Genomic DNA, 22,702 nt, shown 5'->3' on the forward strand with positions numbered 1-22,702 from the left:
TCGCCGCGAGAAAATATTATGTCCACACACGATCAATTGCACCGTTACCTGTTCGAAAGCCACGCCGTTCGCGGTGAACTGGTCACGGTCAGCGAAACGCTCCGGCAGGTGCTGGAGAATCATGCCTACCCAGCCCCCGTACAGACGCTACTCGGCGAACTGCTGGTCGCCACCAGCCTGCTGACTGCTACGCTGAAATTCAGCGGCGACATCACGGTTCAGTTACAAGGCGATGGTCCGCTCAAACTGGCCGTCATCAACGGCAACAACGCTCAGCAGATGCGCGGCGTGGCTCGCCTACAGGGAGACATTGCCCCTGAAAGCTCACTGCACGACATGATCGGCAACGGCTATCTCGTAATTACCATCACGCCAACCGAAGGCGAGCGCTATCAGGGCGTCGTCGGCCTGGAAGGCGACACGCTGGCTGCTTGCCTGGAAAACTACTTCCTGCAATCAGAACAGCTGCCGACGCGCCTGTTTATCCGTACCGGCGAGCACGATGGCAAACCTTGCGCCGCCGGTATGCTGCTACAGGTGCTGCCGGCTGAGGAAAGTCACCGAGACGACTTCGATCATCTCTCTCAGCTGACGACCACCGTGAAAGGCGAGGAACTGTTCTCTCTGCCGGCCAACGAAGTATTGTATCGCCTGTATCACCAGGAAGAGGTGACGGTGTATGAGCCGCAGCCGGTCAGTTTCCACTGCCACTGCTCGCGCGAACGCTGTGAGAACGCCCTGCTAACGCTGTCGGAAAGTGAAGTGGACGATATTCTGGCGAAGGACGGCAACATCGACATGCATTGCGATTATTGCGGTAGCCATTACGTCTTCAACGCGGCTGACATTGACGAAATTCGTCAGTCCGCCTCACGTACCCACCTGCATTAATCCCGCCAGTAAAAAGGGCGCCGTCAGGCGCCCTTTCTTTCCAATCTGTGCTCAATATCACATTATTGTTACTTTTGCGTCACAATAACAAGCAAAGTTATTAAAGAATTTATTTAATTTTATGATACTTCTCGTAGTTAAAATAAGCTCTGGCCCTACACTAATAGGCAGTAGGACAATACCCATTGAGGAGTAGCCACATGGAGATTAACGGCCAGATGTCACAGGCGCTTTCCGCTTACGGCATTCATGACATCCGCGAACTCGTCTATAACCCGAGCTACGATTTACTGTTTGAAGAAGAAACATCCCCTGCATTAGAAGGTTACGAACGCGGCATCGAAACTGAGCTGGGTGCGGTCGCCGTCAACACCGGTATTTTCACCGGACGTTCCCCGAAAGATAAATACATCGTCCGTGATGACGTGACGCGCGATACCGTCTGGTGGGCCGATCAAGGCACCGGCAAGAACGACAACCATCCCCTCAGCCAGGACGTCTGGCTACAATTGAAACAACTGGTCGGCGAGCAACTCTCCGGGAAACGCCTCTTTGTCGTTGATGCTTACTGCGGAGCCAACCCCGACAGCCGGCTGAAAGTCCGCTTCATTACCGAAGTCGCCTGGCAGGCTCATTTCGTAAAAAACATGTTTATCCGTCCCAGCGACGACGAACTGCGCGATTTTGTCCCTGACTTCACCGTGCTGAACGGCGCGAAGTGCACCAATCCGAACTGGCGGGAACAAGGGCTCAATTCAGAAAACTTTGTTGCCTTCAACCTTACCGAAGGCATCCAGCTGATCGGCGGAACGTGGTACGGCGGCGAGATGAAGAAAGGGCTGTTCGCCATCATGAACTACCTGCTGCCGCTAAAAGGCATCGCCTCCATGCACTGCTCCGCCAACGTCGGCGAAGCGGGCGACGTCGCTGTCTTCTTCGGCCTTTCCGGCACAGGTAAAACCACGCTGTCCACCGATCCTAACCGCCAGTTGATTGGCGATGACGAACACGGCTGGGACGACGACGGCGTCTTTAACTTTGAAGGCGGCTGCTACGCCAAAACCATCAGGCTCTCGCAGGAAGCCGAGCCGGATATCTACGGCGCCATCAAACGTGACGCACTGCTGGAAAACGTGACCGTGCGCGAGGACGGCAGCATCGACTTCGATGACGGTTCGAAAACCGAAAACACCCGGGTTTCTTATCCGATCGACCATATTCTGAATATCGTCAAACCGGTTTCCAAAGCGGGTCATGCCACCAAGGTCATTTTCCTGACCGCCGACGCGTTCGGCGTGCTCCCGCCGGTGTCTCGCCTGACGTCCGATCAGACGCAGTATCACTTCCTGTCCGGATTCACCGCTAAACTGGCCGGGACGGAACGCGGCATTACCGAGCCAACCCCGACATTCTCCGCCTGCTTCGGCGCAGCCTTCCTCACGCTGCATCCCACGCAGTATGCCGAAGTATTGGTGAAAAGAATGCAGGCCTCCGGCGCACAGGCCTACCTGGTAAATACCGGTTGGAACGGCACCGGCAAACGCATTTCCATCAAGGATACGCGGGGCATTATCGCCGCCATTCTTAATGGCAGCATTGAGGAGGCGGAGACGAAAACGCTGCCTATCTTCAATCTGTCTGTCCCAACGGCGTTGGCCGGCGTGGACCCATCAATTCTGGATCCGCGCGACACCTACGAGCGCGCTGAACAGTGGCAAGCGAATGCCGAAGATCTGGCTCAACGCTTTATCGCCAACTTTGACAAATACACTGATACCCCGGCAGGGGCAGCGCTGGTCGCCGCCGGTCCGAAGATCTGATGCCTCATTAGCGACACCACAACGAATGCCTGCAACCGCAGGCATTTTTTTTGATCCAAAGGACAGGCTGTCACGCCGCCGAAGATTGATGCCAGTCAATTCGGTGAGCGTTGAATAGTCAAGGTGGATTGCCGGGGGACTATACGGGGCGGCGAAATCACGCTCGCTATTTTTCGTTCTAAACGTTCCAGGGCAAAGCCCTCCAACGAAATGGGAGGACTCATCGGGAAGCGAGCTTAATGACGTGTAAAACCTAAAAGTGTCGCCGATCGGGAAACCGGCGATAGAAGGAAATCCATTATCTTCAGGCGCCGGGGAGATTATCCGCCGTCTCCGCCGGTTCGGGGGCGGTTCTCGCGTAGGTCAGCGGCAAGTAGACTCTGACCAGCAGTCCCCCGCGTTCGCTGCTGCCTACTTCCAGCGAACCGTGATGCGCGTCAATGATGCGCTGCACGATAGCCAGTCCCAGGCCGGTACCGCTGGTGCTGCGGGCGCTGTCGCCGCGGACAAACGGCTGGAACAGATGTTTGAGGTTTTCGGGAGCGATACCTTCTCCGTCGTCCTCCACCTGGAACCAGGCGCGCTGGAGTTCGCTGCCGCTGCTGACGCGGACCCAGCCATTGCCGTAGCGGGTGGCGTTGACCACCAGATTCAACGCCGCGCGTTTGATGGAAAGCGGACTGGCATTGACTAACAGCTCCCCCTCCCAAAACTTGCTGTCGATTCGACGTTCATAACCGCTTTCCGAAGCGACTACCTCGCCCAGAATACTGTTGAGGTCGGCGATCTCCATCTGCATCTCCTGGCCGGTGCGCAGATAGTCGATGAATTGTTCGATGATGGCGTTGCACTCTTCGATATCTTTATTGATCGACTCCGCCAGATACTCATCCTCTTTATCCATCATTTCCGTCGCCAGACGAATGCGCGTCAGCGGCGTGCGTAAATCATGGCTAACGCCCGCCATCAGTAGGGTGCGGTCGTCCGCCAGAAGCTTGACGCCTGCCGCCATTTGGTTGAAGGCGCGAGTCACCGATCGTACCTCAGACGCGCCATACTCCCGCAACGGCGGCGGGATAATACCTTTCCCGACCTGCAACGCTGCATGCTCCAGCTCCACCAACGGGCGGTTTTGCACTCGGATAAACAACCAGGCGCCCCCAATCACCAGCAGCATAATCGCCAGGGTATAACGGAACAGCGGCGAGAAGTCGCCCTGATGAATTTCGGTCAGCGGCACGCGCACCCAGATGTCGGGAGAGAGCCAGGTTTTCAGCCACACCACCGGGGTATTTTTACTGACTTCGACCCGCACTTCCGTCGGGCCGCCAAGCTGCTGCGCCATCTGCTGGCTCAGAAATTGATAGTGCTGCGCCCAGCGCAACCCGCTCTCTTCCGCTGCGGCATTGGTATACAGCGAAATGCCCAGCTCCCGGTAGATTTCCCGCCGAAAGGCCGGCGGCACTTCCAGCGTAGATCCGTCTTCCAGCTGCAGCTTGTCGGTCATCAGCATCCTGACCTCATAGGCCAGCACCTTGTTGAACTGCTGCAAACTCGGCAGGATCGCGAAGTTCAGCACGACAAGATAGGTGGTCACCAGGCTGACGAACAGCAGGGTGACAATCAGCAACAGCGTTCGGGCAAAGGAGCTGCGCGGAGAGAAGCGCCAGCGTCTCATGCCTTACTACCGTCCGGGACGAAGACGTAGCCCAGACCCCAGACGGTCTGAATATAACGCGGGTGCGCCGGATCTTCCTCGACCATGCGGCGCAGGCGGGAAATCTGTACGTCGATGGAACGTTCCATCGCGCTGTATTCGCGACCACGGGCCAGATTCATCAGCTTATCGCGAGACAAAGGCTCACGGGGATGGCTGACCAGCGCCTTCAATACGGCGAATTCGCCGCTGGTGAGCGGCATCGGCTCGTCGTCGCGGAACATTTCGCGCGTCCCCAGATTCAGCTTGAACTTGCCGAAAGCGACAATCGCTTCTTCCTGCGACGGCGCGCCCGGCAGTTCGTTCGCCTGACGGCGCAGTACCGCGCGAATACGGGCCAGCAGTTCACGTGGGTTGAACGGTTTCGGAATATAGTCGTCCGCGCCGATTTCCAGCCCGACGATGCGGTCCACCTCTTCCCCTTTCGCGGTCACCATAATGATCGGCATCGGGTTGCTCTGACTACGCAGGCGACGGCAGATGGACAAACCATCTTCGCCCGGCAACATCAGGTCCAGCACCATCAGATGGAAAGACTCGCGCGTCAGCAGACGGTCCATCTGTTCCGCGTTGGCGACACTGCGTACCTGAAATCCTTGTTCGGTTAAATAACGCTCCAATAACGCACGCAGGCGCATATCGTCATCAACAACCAGAATTTTGTAATTCTCTTGCATTTTATTCTCCAAAGACGGGATGAACGCCTATGTTGATATTGTTCAAAACTTGTTAAACACTGGACAATCTTTTCTGGTATATATTCTAATCATAATTGTTACAAACCATATAAAAATACGTTGTAATCAAACATTTCCTTTGTCCATATTCGAAGATAATGACATATAGACAGCATTAATTCCGTTATCGTTGACAGACGACTGTCGTGACACCGAGATTTAATAACATAGATTTTTAACCGAGACGTATGAAAACCGACCTTATTACCCGTGAAGGATACGAGTCCCTGCATCAGGAACTCAATTACCTGTGGAAAGAGCGCCGACCGGAAATCACAGAAAAAGTCGCGTGGGCCGCCAGTCTGGGCGACCGTAGCGAAAACGCCGACTACCAGTACAACAAACGGCTCCTGCGTGAGATCGACCGGCGCGTCCGCTACCTGCGCAAGCGCCTACAGGTGGTGCGCGTGGTGGACTACTCGCCGCAGCAGGATGGCAAAGTCTTTTTCGGTGCATGGGTCGAGGTGGAAAACGAAGACGGCGACGTGAAGCTGTTTCGCATTGTTGGCCCGGACGAAATATACGGCCGCAAGGACTACATCTCCATCGACGCGCCGATGGCCCGGGCGCTGCTGAAAAAAAGCGTCGACGAAGAGGCGGACGTTCCAACGCCGACCGGGAGAAAAACCTGGTACATCAATAAAATCGCCTACGGTACGACAGCCCCATAGCCGCCGTTGTCACGCATCCGCCACCTTCATTCACACGTCAGGCGGATGCGTAAAAATACCGCGATATCACAACAACAAAACGCCTGAACCCTTTATTAACGCGGCGCTTTCCACGTTAGGAAATAACCGCATTCACGCGCAAAAACATTATTTCCCCCTTCATCAGCCTGTTATTTCTACGCTTTCGACGAAATAAACCGCTCAATATCTCACCGCCTTACAGCGCTATTTTTCCGGCCATGGAAGAGCCCTAAGCACGCGACAAAAAAAGCAAAATCACCGGTTTAATCTAGTCTGAAATATATGTGTCATTTTTATCGCTTACCGTGACTCTTGGTGATCATGGAGGTCCGAATATGTTCAGCTTAGACACCTTATTGCAGGATCTGGCTCCGCATAGACACACGCCAACCTGGCAACGCACGGTATTGCGAACGCTGTTGTTTGAGCAGGAAATGCAGCAGTTCGCCCAACGTCATCCCCACCTGCGGGGACTCGATCTGGTTGAAGAAATACTGGACTATTTCGACCTCAACTGTGAAATGGTTGAAGGCGATCTGGAAAACATACCCAGCCACGGCCCGGTGGTTCTTGCGGCGAATCATCCCATCGGCTCACTGGATGGTCTCGCTCTGCTGCGGCACGTCGCCAGCGTGAGGCCGGATGTCCGCATCGTCGCCAGCCAGCTGCTTTCCTACATAGAACCGCTCAAATCGCTGTTCTTCTCCGTCGACAACTTCAGCAACCGCACCAACCGCCAGCAAATCGCCAACATCCAAAATCATCTCACTCAGGATGGCGCCGTCATCCTGTTCCCCGCCGGCGAGGTCTCGCGCATCAGTCTGCATGGGATCCGCGACGGCCACTGGCACAGCGGCTTTATTCGGATGGCGGCCAAAGCGCGGGCCCCCATCGTCCCCATCCACATCAAGGGGCGCAACAGCGGACTTTTTTACCTCTCATCGCTAATCTATCGCCCGTTATCCACGCTGCTGCTGGTAAGAGAGATGTTTCATCAGCGCGGCAATAAGCTCAGCCTGCGTATCGGGCCGCAGATCCCTTACGCGACCTGGAGTCAGGGTGAGTGGCAGGCCAACGATCTGGCGGCTCGCTTCCGCCGCCATGTCTACCGCTTAGGTCAGGGCAAGCCGGGCTGCTTCGCCGGGGAGAAGCCCATCGCGCTGCCGGAAGATCGGTCGCGGCTTAAGCAGGCGCTGACCGAATGCGACGTACTGGGCACCACCCCGGACGGTAAAACGATTTATCTCTATCAGCGTAAAGACGAAGACTATTCGCCGATTCTGCGCGAGCTAGGCCGTCTGCGGGAGATCGCCTTCCGCGCCGTCGGCGAAGGCTGCGGGATGCGGCGAGATCTGGATCACTTCGACGATCATTATCTGCACCTGGTGCTGTGGGACGAAGAAAAGCTGGATATCGTGGGGGCCTACCGTTTCACCACCACCGCCCATCAGGACCCGCATCAGTTGTATAGCCACAGCCTGTTTCAGTACGGCAGCGAGATGGAGACGATACTCGCCAGCGGTATCGAGTTAGGCCGCAGCTTCATTCAGCCAAAATACTGGGGCAAACGGGGACTGGAATATCTGTGGCTGGGCATCGGCGCCTATGTGGCGCGCTATCCGCAATACCGTTATCTGTTCGGCCCGGTGTCGCTGTCCGGCACGCTGCCCATCACCGCCCGGGACCTGCTGGTGGCGTTCTATCGGCTGTATTTCCCGCCGCGCCAGCCGTTGGCGCGGTCGCGGCGCCCTTACCCCGCGTCGTTGCCAGATGTCCTGAAGCAGTTCGAAGGCACCGACTATCAGCAAGATCTCACGCGCCTCAAGAGTATGCTCAACAACCTCGGCTGCGCGATCCCCACGCTTTACAAGCAGTATTCCGAGCTGTGTGAAACCGGCGGCGTGCAGTTCATCGACTTCGGCATCGACCCGGACTTCAACAACTGTATCGACGGGCTGGTACTGGTTGACTTACAGCAGCTCAAACCCTCGCGTTATCAGCGCTACATTGCGCCGTTCGCGACGGATCCCGCGCCCGAGCACGCGCCGCAAAGCGACGCAGCCGACGTCCCCGGCTAGCCGATGTCGAACAGTTAAACGCGGAGGGGTTGCTCCCTTCCCGTCTGATTTCCCCAATCGCCTCCTGCGGCATCCCGGCGCGAGGCTTACGAACACAACATCAGTTCACACTTTTCACCGCCCCGGCGCGCCCGTACGGCATGTTATTCAACTACGCTTTTCTGGAGATACTTCGCCATCGAAGAGATGTCACATCGTCGTAAGGAGCGAAAGCGTATGAAGCAAACTGTTGCCGATTTTGTCGCAAAAACGTTGGAAAGCGCCGGGGTAAAACGGATTTGGGGAGTCACCGGCGATTCTCTGAACGGGCTGAGCGATAGCCTGAACCGCATGGGCACACTTGCATGGATGCCGACCCGTCACGAAGAGGTCGCCGCCTTCGCGGCAGGCGCCGAAGCGCAGTTGACCGGAGAACTCGCCGTCTGCGCCGGATCCTGCGGCCCCGGCAATCTGCATCTGATTAACGGACTGTTCGACTGCCATCGAAACCACGTTCCGGTCCTCGCCATCGCGGCGCACATTCCTTCCAGCGAGATCGGCAGCAACTATTTTCAGGAAACCCACCCGGAGGAGCTATTCCGAGAATGCAGCCACTACTGCGAACTGATTTCCAACCCTGAACAGCTGCCGCACGTGCTGGCTATCGCCATGCGTAAAGCCATCCTCAATCGCGGAGTGTCGGTCATCGTGCTGCCTGGCGACATCGCGCTGAAGCCTGCGCCGGAAGACGCATCGACAGACTGGTACCCTATCCCAGCGCCACACGTGCTGCCGGTGGATAGCGAGTTGCACAAGCTGGCCGAGCTGCTGAACGCCTCTAAAAACATCACCCTGATGTGCGGCAACGGCTGCGCGGACGCGCATGATGATGTCGTGCAACTGGCGGCCACGCTACATGCGCCGGTTGTTCACGCGCTGCGGGGCAAAGAGTACATCGAATATGACAACCCCTACAGCGTCGGCATGACCGGGCTTATCGGTTTTTCGTCCGGCTACCACGCGATGATGAATGCCGATATGGTATTACTGCTGGGAACGCAGTTTCCGTACCGCGCGTTCTATCCGACAGACGCCAAGATTATCCAGATCGACATCAATCCTGGCAGTATCGGCTCCCATTGCCACGTAGACATGGCGCTGCTGGGCGACGTCAAATCTACCCTGACGGCGCTGCTCCCGTTGTTGGATCAGAAGGACGACCGCCACTTCCTCGATAAGGCGTTGAAGCATTATGCCGACGCGCGCGAGGATCTGGACGATCTGGCGAAGCCGAACGACAAACAGGAGATTCATCCCCAGTATCTCGCCCAGCAAATCAGCCACTATGCCAGCGAAGACGCCATCTTCACCTGCGACGTCGGCACGCCGACCGTCTGGGCCGCGCGTTACCTGAAAATGAACGGCAAACGCCGTCTTATCGGTTCCTTTAGCCACGGTTCCATGGCCAGCGCGATGCCTCAGGCACTAGGCGCGCAGTCGGTCGATCCTAACCGGCAGGTGGTGTCGTTCAGCGGCGATGGGGGCTTCACCATGCTGATGGGCGATTTTCTGTCCGTGGCCCAGCTCAAACTGCCGGTGAAAATCGTGGTGTTTAATAACAGCGCGCTGGGATTCGTGGCGATGGAGATGAAAGCGGGCGGTTTCCTGACGGACGGCACCGAACTGCACAATCCCAACTTCGCGGACATCGCCAACGCCTGCGGCGTCAAGGGCGTCCGCGTGGAGAAAGCCTCCGAGCTGGACGCTGCGCTGCAAGACGCGTTCGCCCACGACGGCCCGGTTCTGCTGGATGTGGTCACCGCCACGGACGAGCTGGTGATGCCGCCGGAAATCAAGCTGGAACAGGCCAAGGGGTTCAGCCTGTACATGCTGCGAGCCATCATCAGCGGACGCGGCGACGAAGTGATTGAGCTGGCGAAAACCAACTGGCTGCGCTAGCCGCCCGCCAGCCAAGACGGTCAATCGTTTAAGGCGGACCGAAAGTCTCGGAGCGGCTGGCCGTTGTAAACCTGCCGGGGGCGATACAGAGTCAATCCCTGCTCGTGCATCTCTTTCCAATGGGCAATCCAACCGCTGGTGCGCCCCACGGCGGCAATGACCGGAAACATCGCGGGCGGCAGGCCCATCGCCTTAAGGATCACCGCCGTATAGAAGTCGGCGCTGGGGTACAGCCGATGCTCAAGGAAATAAGCGTCGGTCAGCGCCACATGCTCCAGCTCCATCGCCACCTGCAGCAGATCGTCGGCCATGCCCAGTTCGTTGAGCACCTCGTAACAGGTTTTACGCAGGATCGCCGCGCGGGGGTCGAAGTGGTGGTACACCGAATTGCCGAATCCCATCAGATGCATCGCACTGTCGCCCTCTTTCGCCCGACGCACGAACTCCGGAACGCGATCCACCGTTTTGATTTCGCCCAGCATACGCATACAGGCTTCGTTCGCGCCGCCGTGTCGCGGCCCCCACATGGACGCCAGGCCCGATGCAATACAGGCGAACGGATTGGCACCGGACGATCCGGAGGCCCGGACCGCCATCGTCGACGGACACTGCCCGTGGTCGGCGTGCAGGATCAAAATTCGGTTCATCGCCCGCTCCAGTACCGGATTCACTTCATAGGTTTCCGCCGGAATAGAGAACAGCATATGCATAAAATTCGCGGTATAGGAGAGTGAATTGCGCGGATAAACCGCCGGTTGCTCGATGGAAAACTTGTAGCTCATGGCGGCCAGCGTCGGCATCTTCGACAGCAGCCGCACCGCCGCCAGCTCTCTGTCCTCCGGTTGCTCCACATTCAGCACATCGTGATAGAACGCCGCTAGCGCGCCGACAACCGCACACATCAGCGCCATAGGATGGGAGTCCCGACGAAAGCCGCTGCACATCCGGCTAATCTGCTCGTGGATCAACGTATGGCGGGTAATCGTCTCCGAAAAGGCGTCGTACTCCTTCCGTGAGGGCGCTTCGCCGTGCAGCAGGATAAAGCAGACCTCAAGGTAATCGCACTGTTCCGCCAGCTGTTCGACCGGAAAGCCGCGATGCAGCAACACGCTGTCGACAGGGTCAATATAGGTAATGGCGGACTCGCAGCCGGCCGTGTTGGCGAAACCGGGGTCGAAGCTGCACAGATTTCTATCCCCTAACGGACGGACGTCCACCGCCTCCCTTCCCATCACGCCGCGGCGGATCTCCAGCTCAATGTTTTCCTTCCCGCCCACCGTCAGCGTGGGTGCTTTTACTGTCATGCCTCAATCTCCCGATCGAATGAACACACTTACCCCGTCGTACTGACGTAGGCGGTCTAAAATCACCACGGCATCGCTGCCCCTTGTTTATTTAATACGCTAATTCCGCGTTAAGTCACCACAATCTGGCGTAATTTTGATGCAGATAAACGTTCGCCGCAGCCCGCTCGTGCGCCGCGTCTGCGTCGGCTGGCATTTTCCGCCGTCAATCCGTATAACTATCGCAAGCTTTTACACCCCTTAATTGAAGACGAGTGATATCAACCTCATGAATGCCTCATTAAGCCATATCATCGCCCAAGAGCTGAGCGCCCGCACCGAGCAGGTCAGCGCCGCGGTTCAACTTCTGGACGAGGGAAATACCGTCCCTTTCATCGCCCGTTACCGTAAAGAAGTAACCGGCGGGCTGGATGATACGCAGCTGCGTCAGCTGGAAGCCCGGCTGGGTTACCTGCGCGAGCTGGAAGATCGTCGCCAGACTATTCTGAAATCCATCGACGAGCAGGGAAAACTGACCGACGATTTGGCGCAGTCCATTCGCACCACGCTCAGCAAAACCGAGCTGGAAGATCTCTACCTGCCGTATAAACCGAAGCGCCGCACACGCGGTCAGATTGCTATCGAAGCGGGCCTTGAGCCGCTGGCGGACAGCCTGTGGAACGACCCATCCCAAACGCCGGAAAGCGCCGCTACAGCCTATATTGATGCCGATAAAGGCGTCGCCGACGCCAAAGCCGCGCTGGACGGCGCGCGTTACATCCTGATGGAGCGGTTCTCCGAGGACGCCGCCTTGCTGGCGAAGGTGCGCGACTATCTGTGGAAAAATGCGCATCTTGTCTCCCGCGTGGCGGAGGGCAAAGAGGTAGAAGGGGCAAAGTTCCGCGACTACTTCGACCATCACGAGCCTATCGCGCAAGTGCCCTCTCATCGCGCGCTGGCGATGTTTCGCGGCCGCAATGAAGGCGTCCTGCAACTGGCGCTGAACGCCGATCCGCAGTTCGATGAACCGCCGCGTGAAAGCTACGGCGAGCAGATCATCATCGACCACCTGGGCCTGCGGCTGAACAACGCCCCCGCCGACAGTTGGCGCCGCGCCGTCGTCAACTGGACCTGGCGTATCAAGGTGCTAATGCATCTGGAAACCGAACTGATGAGCAGCGTGCGCGAAAAAGCCGAAGATGAAGCCATCAACGTGTTCGCCCGCAACCTGAACGATCTGTTGATGGCCGCGCCTGCCGGAATGCGCGCCACGATGGGGCTGGACCCCGGCCTGCGCACTGGCGTTAAGGTCGCGGTCGTAGACGCCACCGGCAAGCTGGTGGCGACCGACACCATCTACCCGCACACGGGTCAAGCCGCCAAAGCGGCCGCCAGCGTCGCCGCGCTGTGCATGAAACACCAAGTGGAGCTGGTCGCCATCGGCAACGGCACCGCCTCGCGCGAAACCGAGCGCTTCTTCCTCGACACCCAGAAACAGTTCCCGGCCATCAAGGCCCAGAAAGTCATCGTCAGCGAAGCGGGCGCCTCGGTCTACTCCGCGTCCGAGCTGGCCGCGTTGGAATTTCCAAATCTCGATGTCTCGCTGCGCGGCGCGGTCTCGATCGCCCGCCGACTGCAAGATCCATTGTCCGAGCTAGTGAAGATTGAACCGAAATCCATCGGCGTCGGCCAGTACCAGCACGACGTCAGTCAAACGCTGCTGGCTAAAAAGCTGGATGCGGTAGTGGAAGACTGCGTGAACGCCGTCGGGGTGGATCTGAACACCGCCTCCGTGCCGCTGCTGACCCGCGTCGCGGGTCTGACCCGTATGATGGCGCAGAACATCGTCAACTGGCGCGACGAGAACGGACGTTTTCTTAACCGCGCGCAGCTGTTGAAAGTCAGCCGTCTCGGCCCCAAAGCGTTCGAGCAGTGTGCCGGCTTCCTGCGCATCAACCACGGCGACAACCCGCTGGATGCCTCGACGGTTCACCCGGAAGCCTATCCGGTGGTGGAACGTATTCTGGCCGCCACCGAGCAGAAACTACAGGAGCTGATGGGCGACGCCACGGCGCTGCGCTCGCTGAAAGCCAGCGAATTCACCGACGAACGCTTTGGGATTCCGACGGTGACCGACATTATCAAAGAGCTGGAAAAACCCGGACGCGACCCGCGCCCCGAGTTCAAAACCGCCAGCTTCGCCGAAGGCGTAGAGACAATGAACGACCTGCTGCCGGGCATGATTTTGGAAGGCGCCGTCACCAACGTCACCAACTTCGGCGCCTTCGTAGATATCGGCGTCCATCAGGATGGGCTGGTGCATATCTCCTCGCTGGCGAACCGCTATGTGGAAGATCCGCATACGGTGGTCAAGGCCGGCGATATCGTCAAGGTGAAAGTGCTGGAAGTGGATTTGCAGCGTAAACGCATCGCGTTAACGATGCGTCTGGATGAGCAGCCGGGAGAAACCGGCGCGCGTCGCGGCGGTCAGGACGCTGCGCAGCCGCGCAAACCGTCCGCCAACAAACCGCGTCCGCGTGCGGCCAGCACATCGTCTGGCAACAGCGCGATGAGCGACGCGCTGGCGGCGGCGTTCAAAAAACGCTAACGCCACTTGGAGGGAGAGCGCCACCGGTGTTCTCCCTCTGCGTTTAGGGTCGTGAACAATCCCCCTATTCCCATCACGCAAGGCGGCTTCAGCACGTCGGCGGCAATGCCGCATTCCCAATCATGGCTCATCTTCGACCCCGCACAGTAGCAACACACGGCAGCACCGCCGGCGTCTGATGCTCTCGCTCGGCCGTCTTTAAGGGACAAAGAGTTCATGCCGTACACTGACGCACTCGGCGTTCTTGAAGAGAGGTATCTCGGAGAGGGCGACGATCTGCCGCAGCGTGTGAAGACTTTCCTGAATGTGCTCGGAGAGGGAGAGATGAACTTCACGGGAAAAAATATCGCCCGACGAGCGCTCGCATCCTCCTGAAAACCGATGCAGCCCACGCGGGCGATCGTGAAAAGCGGGCTACGCTTCCCGCAAAGCCTCGGCCGGAGAGTGTCGCCAGGACAACATCGCGGGAACAGTGAGCACCACTGCCGCGATCACCAGCAGCAACAGCGAGAACTGAATATCCTCCTCGCCGAGCGTGACCGGCAACACAAAGCCGCTTTTCTCGCTCATTACCACGGCAATCGCCTTCGCCGCCAGATAACCGAGCCCGACGCCCGCCAGAATACCCGCGCTGACCAGCAGCATCAGTCCGGACCAGACCAGTAGAAAGATACCGGAACGTGGCGCGCCAAAAGCGCGGAGCGCGCCGATCTGACGGCGCCGCTGATGCAGATGCAGCACCGCGACCATCGCGACGGCAATGCCCACCAGCCCCTCGGTGCCCATCGCCACGTAGTCCAGCAGCAGACGGATATCCCCCAAAATGCCGTAGAGCTTGACCAAAACCTCGCCGGGGAACACCGCCAGCGTGGTGTCCGTGCGGAACTGGGCGCGCAACTGATAGGCACCGGCAATACTTTTCGGTTTCACCACGATGGCCGGCACGCCTGCTTGCGTTTCGGCGTGGTTCGCCTCCGCCTCATCGCCGTCGTGATGATGTTCCTCTTCGTCGTCACGCTCGTGTCCCGGCACCGCGATGCCATGTACGCGCCAGACCGCCGCGACCGGCACCAGTATGGCGCGATCCCAGGCGCTGCCGTCTTCCGGCAGCACGCCGACGACGGTGTAGTGGACATGCTCATGCGCGTGCGCGCCGCTTTCGCCGACGCGACCGTGGATCGGGCTAAAGGTATCGCCGGGTTTCAGGCCCGTATGCGCACCGACAACGGCGTCAAAATCCTGTTCAAACCCCCGTCCGTTCTGGAGCGCCCGCTTGCCATTATCAGTGACCAGCGGGGCCGTCGTCCCTACCACCGGCATGCCCTGATAGAAATCGCCGAACGCCACTGGCGCGGCCCACTCGACCAGCGGATGATGCGCCAATGTATCCAGCACCGACGCCGGAATCAGCGTCAGCGCCGACGGCTGGAGAAAGACCGATGACAGCACCAGTTGCGTTTCACTGCCCGGCGCGCCTATGACCAGATCGAAACGATCCGCCGCTCGCGCGCTCCCTTGCTGTAGCGCCCGTTCCTGAAGGCTGACCGCAATACTCAGCGCCGTCGCCAGCGCGATCAACAGCATGACGACTAACATGCCAGGCCACAGCCTGCGTACATCAGCACCTAATAACGGCCAGGGGATCATTCCGTTTGCTCCTTCTTTTTCTCATCCGACACAATTCGTCCTTGCTCCAGCCGGATGCAACGCGCCATTCCATCGGACAACTGACGATCGTGCGTGACTGTAATCAGCGTCGTGTGCGTATCCCGCGCCAGCGCGATTAATAGCGCGGCGATCTGTTGGCCGTTATGGCGATCCAGACTGGCGGTCGGCTCGTCGGCGACGATCATATCCGGCTCGCCCAGCAATGCTCGCGCCACCGCTACCCGCTGTTTTTCACCGCGCGACAATCGTTCCACCGTCCGCCTTCCGGTATCCAGTCCCACGCGGTCCAGCAGCGCAGCCGCCCGTCTCTTCAACGCGCCTGGCAGCCGCCAATGGTGAAAGCGCGCGGGCAGCAAAACGTTTTCCAGCGCTGACAGGCCGGGAAATAAATGAAAGTCCTGCATGACCAAACCGATGTGGCGGGCGCGCCAGCGGTCGCGGCCAGCTTCGCTGAGGGTTAATAACTCCTGCTGATCCCAGCGTAGTGAGCCGCTGGCGCGGCCGTCCAGCCCCGTCATGACGTTGATCAGGGTCGTTTTGCCCGATCCCGACGGCCCAACGATAGCGACCCGCTCGCCTTCCGCAATATGAAGATGCGGAATGTCCAGGACCGGATCCGGCAGATCCGGGAACGTCACCTGCAACTGCGTCAGTTGTATCATCACCGTCGGCTCCTAAGGCGTTTCGAAGTGCGCATCGCGCAGACGTAACAAGCTGACGAACCCGCTGTCCGGATCGGTCCACGAACCATACTCCAGTACGCCGTCCACCTGGATAATGGTGTTGTTCTGCACGAAGGTCTGTCGCTTGCCGAGATAAACCACCACGATGTCTTCCGGCCAGTCGGCATCCGACGAACAAAACGGACACAGCGCCATCGGCATTTTGGTCAGGACGAAAAACTGCGCTTCTGCCTTTAACGGCGGCGCCATGAATCCCCGCATTTTCACCCGTTGGCCCGCCAGCGTTTTCACATCGTTGGAAAACTCGGCCCCCAGCACGCCGAACGACGCATACAGTTTGTCGAACGAGAGTTCAGGCACCGAAGCCGCCCGCACAGGCGGCATCACGCTTAGGGAAAAAATAAGCAGGAACAGCGGGGCCATCAGCCCCGCCGCAAAACGTGTTAACCGTGACATAACACGCTATTTCTTCGTAGTGTTGCGGGCATCGATAGCCAGCGCGTCGACGATAACCCGGAACAGCTGCGTGTTGTCCATATAGCCGCGAACGGCTTCTCCGCCGGGGCCGCTAGCCTGAATCACCATGTCGTCCACGGCATGTACGCCGGTATCCACCGAACGCGGCAGAATGCCCTCGCGCAGCACTGCGCCGGGAACGGAAGCATAAGCCTTGTTGGCGACGTACTGGTCCTTTTCATTTTTCACCGACGGGACGAACGTGCCATCCAGCTTCGGACGGAAGGTTTCGTAGTAGTCCGGGGAGTTGTTGAAGAAGACCGCCAGACGTTTGGAGACGTTGACGTCATCCGGGTAGCCGTCTTTATCAGCATCCTGATAGTTCGGGTAGCCCGCATCTTCGTACACGCCGACCTTTTCACGCATCTCCGTACCCGGCTTATCGTCGTCCACCGTACCGATGATGGAGATACCGTGGGTGTGGTCGCCGGTCACGATGATCAACGTGTCCGGGTGCGTTTCCACGAATTTCTTCGCCACCGCCACAGACTGGTCAAGCATAATGGTGTTGTAGAACGCGCGCTCCCAGTCCAGAGGGTGAGAAGCCTTGTCGATCAAGGCCGACTCCACCATCAGGAAGAAACCGTCTTTATTTTTGGACAGCACATCCAGCGCCGCCTGCGTCATTTCCGTCAGATCCGGCTGGTGGGGAAATTTCTTGGTGACGTCGTTTTTCAGAAAGCGACGGTCAAGCACGCCGTCCATGTTGCCGGTGTGGAACAGGCCCAGCAGTTTGGTGGCGGTCGCCGCGTTCTGTTTCAGCATTTTCGCGTCCGTCGCCAGCGTATAGCCGGCCTGCTGGAATTTCTCGACGTAGTTGATATCGTCTTTGCGCTTCGAGCCAGGAATGCTTTTCGGCAGGAAATAGGCGGAGCCGCCGCCCAGCATCACGGTTGGCTGCACGTCGTAAAACATGGACGCGATTTCGGCCTTGTCGGCGCGGCGGCGCGTGTGCGATACCACGGCGGCGGGCGTCGCATCTTCCAACTCGGCATCGCTGACGATGCCGAGCGCCATGTTGGTCGAACGGGTCACCAGCTCTCCCAACGTTTCCTGTTTGGGATGTTCGAGCGAGTTTTTACTGCGGCTAACGTAAACCCCAATCGCGTTGACGCCGGACTTATGGCCGGTCATGTAAGCGCTCATCGTGTTGGCGCTGTCTGCCGCGATGGAGTCAGTGCTGGACGTGCCGGCGAACGCCATATATTGCAGATCGTCTATCGCCAGTTTTCCGGCGGCCTTCCCTTCCGTGATCCCTTTGGACAGAATGCGCGCGCCGGTGCGGTGAGCCACCGACAAACCATCGCCAATAAACAGGATCACGTTTTTCGCCTTACGGGTCTGCGGAGCCGGATAAACCTCCCAGCTGACCTTAGCGGTCTTGCCTTTGGCCTGCGCTTCAACGTCATAACGGCCCGCCTGCGTCAGACCGACGTCGCGGACCCACACGGTGGATACGGGAGCGCCGTCTTCGCGTTCGACGAACGTGGCCTGTTTGCCCAGCACCTGCTGGTAGTCGCGGCCGTTGATCTGAATGCGGATATCTTCCGGCTTCAGCACCTCGTCGAACTCAACTTTGAAGTCGAATCGCCCACCCGCCGGCATCGTCGCGCGGTCAATGGGATAAATAGCCTGTGCGTGGGAGAAACCGGGCAGAGATGACGCCATTAACAAGGGGAGTAGCCAACGGAGTTTCATTCTATTTATGTCCTTCGCAGTTAATCATGGTCCGGACATAAGCTAGTGATGATTTCTTACATTTTGATGAACCCCGTCACACTCGGCATCACTTGGACAAATTGGCGCGGGGCGGTGCGCATTCGCGCTATGGGAGCGACGGGAAACGCCGTTACTGCGCCCTCGTGAACGCCAGCAGCGCCTCGACCACATCATCAGGATGCGAGATAAACGGTGCGTGCGACGCCTTGGGAATGATCACCGAGGTCGACCGCGGCCAGCACTCATCGAGCAGCGGCACGATGGCGCGAGGCACCAGGCCATCCAGCGCGCCGTATATCCGTAGGAAGGGAACGGTGGGCGACGCCAACGGCGCCCGCAAGTCCACCTGCGATAACATCTGCAACCCGCCGTTCAGTACGTCCACCGTCGGCATCGGCTGGTCCAGCACCACGGATTTTAGTAGCCTGGCGTCTTGTTTTGCGCTGGCGGTTCCTAGCGTTTGCAGCGCCAGAAAACGCTCCACAGTACGCTGAAAATCTTCCTGCAACTGCTGCTGAAAACCCGCCAGTACGGCGGGTTTGATGCCCGGCCATGACTCTTGCGCCTGAAAGCAGGGAGAAGAGGATAACGACACCAGCGCTGTAACGCGCTCTGGGTGAGTCAGCGCGATCTGGCTGGCCACGAGTCCGCCCAGCGACCAACCCAGCCAGATGGCTTTCTGGGGGGCGCGGGTCATCACTTCGGCGGCCATCTCCGCCAGCGGCATCGGCCCAAACCCCTGACTTTGTCCAAAGCCCGGCAGGTCGGCGCGGTGCAGGCGAAAATGCGGCGCCAGTCGCGGAACGATGCTGTTCCATACCTGTGCATTCAGTCCCCATCCGTGCAGCAGCACAATTTCTTGTTCGCCTTCACCTTCCGTCTGCCAATGCAACGTTGCCATGCGTTATCGTCCTTCTTCTTAACGTAAATAATGATGTCGCGTCGTTTTCATCATAAGGAGAAACAGGATGTTCACCTTTTGGGCGCAGTGCCGGCTTTGCCGGCAACCGCTGTATGATAGTCATCATGGGATATGCAGTCACTGCCTGCGTCGTCTTCCGCCACCGCCCTGCTGCTGTCCTCGCTGCGGCCTGCCCGCGGCTTCGGCATCGCTCCCTTGCGGTCGCTGCCTGCAACATCCGCCGCCCTGGCATGCGCTGCTCTTTGTCTCCGATTATCGGCCGCCTTTGGATGGGTTAATCAAACAGCTGAAATTTTACGGTCAGGGGGACGTCGCCCCCGCGCTGGCGCGTCTGCTGTGGCTATGCTGGCGCCAACGCTATCGGCAGTCGGCGCTGAGCGCGCCACATTCGCGCTTCCCGACGCCAGACCTGCTGTTGACCGTACCGCTGCACCGGGGACGGCAGTGGCGGCGGGGCTATAATCAAACGGCGCTCTTGGCCGCGCCGCTGGCCCGCTGGCTGAACTGTCGCTATGTGGCGAACGGCCTCACCCGCATGCGCCCCACTCCGCCGCAGAGGTCATTGACCGCCTCGGCCCGCCGTCGTAATTTGCGCGGGGCGTTTGACTGTACGCTGCCGTTGGCGGGAAAGCGGATTGTTGTGCTGGACGATGTGGTGACCACCGGGAGTACGATGGCGGAGATCGGCCGGGTGCTGCTGAGGCAGGGCGCGGCGCATATCCAGGTCTGGTGTCTGTGCCGCACCTTGTAGTGACCGGCGGGATGGGCGTATTATAACCAACTGGCGTAGTCAACTATTGAGTTAAAATTATGATCCATATTACCGACACTGCTCAGGAGCATTTTGTCAAACTGCTGGCAAAGCAAGAGGAAGGCACCCAGATCCGTGTTTTCGTCATCAATCCCGGCACCCCGAGTGCCGAGTGCGGTGTTTCTTACTGCCCGCCCGATGCCGTTGAGCCGAACGATACCGAGCTGAAGTTTGAGAAGCTGTCGGCCTACGTCGACGAACTCAGCGCCCCTTACCTGGAAGATGCCGAGATCGATTTCGTCACCGATCAGTTGGGCTCCCAGCTCACGCTGAAAGCGCCTAACGCCAAGATGCGCAAAGTGGAGGACGATGCTCCGCTGGTTGAGCGCGTGGAATATGTATTGCAGTCGCAGATCAACCCGCAGCTGGCCGGTCACGGCGGACAGGTGTCGCTGATGGAAATCACCGACGACGGTTACGCTGTTTTGCAGTTCGGCGGCGGTTGCAACGGCTGTTCTATGGTGGATTACACGCTGAAAGAAGGAATTGAGAAAGAGCTGCTGCAGAAGTTCCCGGAACTGGCTGGCGTTCGCGATCTCACCGAGCATCAGCCCGGCGAGCACTCATACTACTAGTATCCCAGCGCTCCAAGTGCCGACCCGGACGGGTCGGCTACGACCTGAGTTATTTCCCCGCAGGCGCGCCGCTATTCCTGCTCGGCAACGGTCTGTTTCGCCGCAGATCGATATCACGTATTAGCCGTTCCAGATAACTGTCCCCAAAAATGGAATCCAAAGTCCGACTCAGCTTGCGCCGCCAGTTGGGGTACTGCTGTTCTCCGCCCGGCACACAGACCGGCGTCGCCATATCCAGCCACTCCTCCAGGCGCAGTCCCAACAGGCCGCTGGCGCTTTCCGACAGGAAGCGCTGTATGCCGCGATTCAGCTGGGCGCTCATCGTCGTCAGCGTCGCATTGCGCCCCACGCGCTGAGGCAGATGACCATGCTGATGCAACGCGTCCAGCAATGCCTGTTTCGCCTGCTCACGCGCCTTAAGTCTGCGGCTCAACAGCACATCGCCGGCGTACAGGCCCAGTTCGTGCGCCAACATCAGATCAATGCTCTGCCAGTAGCCCCTCAGCGTCGGTAAATCGTGCGTGGTCACCGCCGCCATCGAGCGCGGAGGATAGTCTTGCGGCGCGTAAAATTCTCCCTGCGGGTTGCGCTCGAAAAATAGCACCCGACAGGAGTAGATGCGGCTATCGCGCAATTTGCCGACCATCCCATCAGGCAGAACGCCCTGCTCGTCGCCCATCACCATACAGCGATGACGTTGACTCTCCAGCGCCAGGATCGCCAGCAGGTCGTCCACGGGATAATAGATAAAGCCACCGTCTTCCGATGCGCGCTCCTGCGGGACCCACCACTCACGCATTAGCGATGCTACATGATGGAGACATATCGCGCTGGTATGCGCCATGTTACTGCGAATCATGTCGATGAAAGGCTGATAGCCGCTGCTCTGCAGTTGGACCGGATTGATCGGCGCCAGCGGCCCGCTCTGTCCTTGCGGCATCCGTGTTTGCGGCACGGCGCCAATACTGGCGTCGAGGCAAAACAGGGGACGCTCCTGCCAGGAATCGGCGCTGCGACACGCCACGCCTTCCGCCACTTCGCGATACAGTCCCAGCGGCATCCCCAGCTGTTTGCCGTGGCCGTAGCAGGCCGCCAGCTGTTCGTGCGCCAGCCACTGTAACCAGCAGTAGAACATGACGTCTTCAGCGTGAGACTCCCGAAAGCTGACGACGCCTTCTCCCCGCGCATCCTGATAGCAGTCGGGCCATTGGCTCCAGTCGCTGAAGGAGTCGCCGTCACGTTCCAGCCACGCGTATAACGCATCAAAGGTCGCCTGTTGCTGCAGCCTGTCGCCGCCGCGGACAATGAATTGCTGAAAAGCGAGCTGACGCGGATCGAGCACGCCGCGCAGGTTGAAATGCTGGAACGACAGGCGCAAAGCTTCCCGCTTCAGCGCGGCGACCGAGCGATAATCTACCCAGCGGCTGCCGCGAACGGTGGATAACCGACGCTGCGTTTCATCGCTGCGCCACCACCGCTGCGCCTCCTCGCTCTGGAGGAAATCATCCACGTGATTGACGTCGATATAGATGGTGTTAATCCAATAGCGTGACGAGGGGCTGTAAGGGTTTGCGTTATCCGTCCCGGAGGGAGACAGCGCATGCAGGGGGTTAACGCCGACGAACGCGCCGCCGCGCCGCGCCACCTCTTCCAGCAGCGTTTTCAGATCGCCGAAATCGCCAACGCCCCAGTTATGCTGAGAACGCAGGGTATACAGCTGCACCGAGACGCCCCACCAGCGTTTCCCCTGCGAAAGCGCGTCCGGTTCATAGCAACACACCGGCGCGATAATCGCCTGACAACGCCACCGCCGACCGGCTTGTTCCAGCGTCAGACGATGATATCCCTGGGGTAAAGGCTCGGGCAGCGTCAGGACCGATCCTCCCGCGATCTCGCCCTCAATCAGGCCGCCTTGCTCGTAGTGGAACGTCCAGCGATAGTGGCCGTCGCCCTGCACCCAGATTGTCACAGGTTCACCTTCGCGCCACACCTTCACCGGCGGAATCGGCTGGTTATTGATCCCCTCTGCGCTCAGCAGACTCAG

At 58.8% G+C, this 22,702-nt stretch carries 18 protein-coding genes; 9 read left to right on the top strand and 9 right to left on the bottom strand.

The window, feature by feature from the left end; genetic code table 11:
• Positions 1 to 18: 18 nt before the first annotated feature.
• Positions 19 to 891 carry an Hsp33 family molecular chaperone HslO gene (gene hslO, locus AU511_RS09945; RefSeq protein WP_094101558.1) on the top strand — a complete coding sequence of 291 codons (873 nt, stop codon included), beginning with the start codon at positions 19 to 21 and terminating at the stop codon, positions 889 to 891.
• A 200-nt stretch (positions 892 to 1,091) separates the two neighbouring features.
• Entirely contained in the window at positions 1,092 to 2,711 is a 1,620-nt protein-coding gene (gene pckA / locus AU511_RS09950; protein WP_094101559.1) for a phosphoenolpyruvate carboxykinase (ATP), read from the top strand.
• Between the two features lie 304 nt (positions 2,712 to 3,015).
• On the opposite strand, the gene envZ is transcribed toward pckA, so the two are convergent.
• Positions 3,016 to 4,389 carry a two-component system sensor histidine kinase EnvZ gene (gene envZ / locus AU511_RS09955; protein ID WP_094101560.1) on the bottom strand — a complete coding sequence of 458 codons (1,374 nt, stop codon included), beginning with the start codon at positions 4,387 to 4,389 and terminating at the stop codon, positions 3,016 to 3,018.
• Positions 4,386 to 5,105, bottom strand: a complete 720-nt coding sequence (gene ompR, locus AU511_RS09960) for an osmolarity response regulator transcription factor OmpR (RefSeq protein WP_026744242.1) — start codon at positions 5,103 to 5,105, stop codon at positions 4,386 to 4,388. The genes envZ and ompR overlap by 4 nt, the downstream gene beginning before the upstream one ends.
• A gap of 248 nt (positions 5,106 to 5,353) precedes the next feature.
• Here ompR and greB point away from each other — a divergent pair, with 248 nt between their 5' ends.
• The 3 genes from greB (at position 5,354) to poxB (ending at position 9,873) form a co-directional block, all read left to right on the top strand.
• Positions 5,354 to 5,836 (top strand): transcription elongation factor GreB, encoded by a 483-nt coding sequence (gene greB, locus AU511_RS09965; protein ID WP_026741292.1) that lies wholly within the window; start codon positions 5,354 to 5,356, stop codon positions 5,834 to 5,836.
• A 356-nt stretch (positions 5,837 to 6,192) separates the two neighbouring features.
• Entirely contained in the window at positions 6,193 to 7,935 is a 1,743-nt protein-coding gene (gene olsF / locus AU511_RS09970) for a bifunctional ornithine lipid synthase OlsF (RefSeq protein WP_094101561.1), read from the top strand.
• Positions 7,936 to 8,151: 216 nt separating this feature from the next.
• A complete protein-coding gene (gene poxB, locus AU511_RS09975) occupies positions 8,152 to 9,873 on the top strand; it encodes a ubiquinone-dependent pyruvate dehydrogenase (RefSeq protein WP_094109554.1) in 1,722 nt (573 codons plus the stop codon).
• 20 nt (positions 9,874 to 9,893) lie between these two features.
• Here poxB and AU511_RS09980 read toward each other — a convergent pair whose 3' ends face one another.
• Positions 9,894 to 11,177: a citrate synthase gene (locus tag AU511_RS09980; protein WP_094109555.1), complete on the bottom strand. Its 1,284-nt coding sequence runs from the start codon at positions 11,175 to 11,177 to the stop codon at positions 9,894 to 9,896.
• A 268-nt stretch (positions 11,178 to 11,445) separates the two neighbouring features.
• On the opposite strand from AU511_RS09980, the gene AU511_RS09985 reads away from it, so the two are divergent.
• On the top strand, positions 11,446 to 13,764 hold the full coding sequence (locus AU511_RS09985) for a Tex family protein (RefSeq protein WP_094109556.1): 2,319 nt from the start codon (positions 11,446 to 11,448) through the stop codon (positions 13,762 to 13,764).
• Positions 13,765 to 13,980: 216 nt separating this feature from the next.
• A complete protein-coding gene (locus tag AU511_RS17435) occupies positions 13,981 to 14,139 on the top strand; it encodes a hypothetical protein (RefSeq protein ID WP_167372016.1) in 159 nt (52 codons plus the stop codon).
• Positions 14,140 to 14,178: 39 nt separating this feature from the next.
• Here AU511_RS17435 and AU511_RS09990 read toward each other — a convergent pair whose 3' ends face one another.
• The 5 genes from AU511_RS09990 to bioH form a co-directional block, all read right to left on the bottom strand.
• Positions 14,179 to 15,411, bottom strand: a complete 1,233-nt coding sequence (locus AU511_RS09990) for an ABC transporter permease (protein ID WP_094109557.1) — start codon at positions 15,409 to 15,411, stop codon at positions 14,179 to 14,181.
• Positions 15,408 to 16,094 carry an ABC transporter ATP-binding protein gene (locus AU511_RS09995; RefSeq protein WP_094109558.1) on the bottom strand — a complete coding sequence of 229 codons (687 nt, stop codon included), beginning with the start codon at positions 16,092 to 16,094 and terminating at the stop codon, positions 15,408 to 15,410. The genes AU511_RS09990 and AU511_RS09995 overlap by 4 nt, the downstream gene beginning before the upstream one ends.
• 12 nt (positions 16,095 to 16,106) lie before the next feature.
• Positions 16,107 to 16,571, bottom strand: coding sequence for a hypothetical protein (locus AU511_RS10000; protein WP_240503808.1), 465 nt, complete (start codon positions 16,569 to 16,571; stop codon positions 16,107 to 16,109).
• 6 nt (positions 16,572 to 16,577) lie between these two features.
• Positions 16,578 to 18,329: an alkaline phosphatase gene (locus tag AU511_RS10005; RefSeq protein WP_094109559.1), complete on the bottom strand. Its 1,752-nt coding sequence runs from the start codon at positions 18,327 to 18,329 to the stop codon at positions 16,578 to 16,580.
• A gap of 151 nt (positions 18,330 to 18,480) precedes the next feature.
• Complete coding sequence (gene bioH, locus AU511_RS10010) at positions 18,481 to 19,251, bottom strand: pimeloyl-ACP methyl ester esterase BioH (protein ID WP_094109560.1); 771 nt, start codon at positions 19,249 to 19,251, stop codon at positions 18,481 to 18,483.
• A 67-nt stretch (positions 19,252 to 19,318) separates the two neighbouring features.
• On the opposite strand from bioH, the gene gntX reads away from it, so the two are divergent.
• Both gntX and nfuA read left to right on the top strand, forming a co-directional pair.
• Positions 19,319 to 20,023 (top strand): DNA utilization protein GntX, encoded by a 705-nt coding sequence (gene gntX, locus AU511_RS10015; RefSeq protein ID WP_094101569.1) that lies wholly within the window; start codon positions 19,319 to 19,321, stop codon positions 20,021 to 20,023.
• Positions 20,024 to 20,082: 59 nt separating this feature from the next.
• Positions 20,083 to 20,658: a Fe-S biogenesis protein NfuA gene (gene nfuA, locus AU511_RS10020; protein ID WP_094101570.1), complete on the top strand. Its 576-nt coding sequence runs from the start codon at positions 20,083 to 20,085 to the stop codon at positions 20,656 to 20,658.
• A gap of 49 nt (positions 20,659 to 20,707) precedes the next feature.
• Here nfuA and malQ read toward each other — a convergent pair.
• The coding region (gene malQ, locus AU511_RS10025; protein WP_139829365.1) for a 4-alpha-glucanotransferase at positions 20,708 to 22,702 on the bottom strand (1,995 nt) is incomplete at its 5' end.

Source organism: Lonsdalea iberica (genome assembly GCF_002111585.1).
GTDB lineage: Bacteria > Pseudomonadota > Gammaproteobacteria > Enterobacterales > Enterobacteriaceae > Lonsdalea > Lonsdalea iberica.

What these genes read in the sequence shown, in the direction of transcription:
- AU511_RS09980 (WP_094109555.1), bottom strand. Translation starts at nt 11,177, where the DNA reads ATGACAGTAAAAGCACCCACGCTGACGGTGGGCGGGAAGGAAAACATT.
- AU511_RS09990 (WP_094109557.1), bottom strand. Translation starts at nt 15,411, where the DNA reads ATGATCCCCTGGCCGTTATTAGGTGCTGATGTACGCAGGCTGTGGCCT.
- AU511_RS09995 (WP_094109558.1), bottom strand. Translation starts at nt 16,094, where the DNA reads ATGATACAACTGACGCAGTTGCAGGTGACGTTCCCGGATCTGCCGGAT.
- ompR (WP_026744242.1), bottom strand. Translation starts at nt 5,105, where the DNA reads ATGCAAGAGAATTACAAAATTCTGGTTGTTGATGACGATATGCGCCTG.
- AU511_RS09985 (WP_094109556.1), top strand. Translation starts at nt 11,446, where the DNA reads ATGAATGCCTCATTAAGCCATATCATCGCCCAAGAGCTGAGCGCCCGC.
- hslO (WP_094101558.1), top strand. Translation starts at nt 19, where the DNA reads ATGTCCACACACGATCAATTGCACCGTTACCTGTTCGAAAGCCACGCC.
- pckA (WP_094101559.1), top strand. Translation starts at nt 1,092, where the DNA reads ATGGAGATTAACGGCCAGATGTCACAGGCGCTTTCCGCTTACGGCATT.
- greB (WP_026741292.1), top strand. Translation starts at nt 5,354, where the DNA reads ATGAAAACCGACCTTATTACCCGTGAAGGATACGAGTCCCTGCATCAG.
- gntX (WP_094101569.1), top strand. Translation starts at nt 19,319, where the DNA reads ATGTTCACCTTTTGGGCGCAGTGCCGGCTTTGCCGGCAACCGCTGTAT.
- AU511_RS10005 (WP_094109559.1), bottom strand. Translation starts at nt 18,329, where the DNA reads ATGAAACTCCGTTGGCTACTCCCCTTGTTAATGGCGTCATCTCTGCCC.
- poxB (WP_094109554.1), top strand. Translation starts at nt 8,152, where the DNA reads ATGAAGCAAACTGTTGCCGATTTTGTCGCAAAAACGTTGGAAAGCGCC.
- AU511_RS17435 (WP_167372016.1), top strand. Translation starts at nt 13,981, where the DNA reads ATGCCGTACACTGACGCACTCGGCGTTCTTGAAGAGAGGTATCTCGGA.
- bioH (WP_094109560.1), bottom strand. Translation starts at nt 19,251, where the DNA reads ATGGCAACGTTGCATTGGCAGACGGAAGGTGAAGGCGAACAAGAAATT.
- envZ (WP_094101560.1), bottom strand. Translation starts at nt 4,389, where the DNA reads ATGAGACGCTGGCGCTTCTCTCCGCGCAGCTCCTTTGCCCGAACGCTG.
- olsF (WP_094101561.1), top strand. Translation starts at nt 6,193, where the DNA reads ATGTTCAGCTTAGACACCTTATTGCAGGATCTGGCTCCGCATAGACAC.
- nfuA (WP_094101570.1), top strand. Translation starts at nt 20,083, where the DNA reads ATGATCCATATTACCGACACTGCTCAGGAGCATTTTGTCAAACTGCTG.
- AU511_RS10000 (WP_240503808.1), bottom strand. Translation starts at nt 16,571, where the DNA reads ATGTCACGGTTAACACGTTTTGCGGCGGGGCTGATGGCCCCGCTGTTC.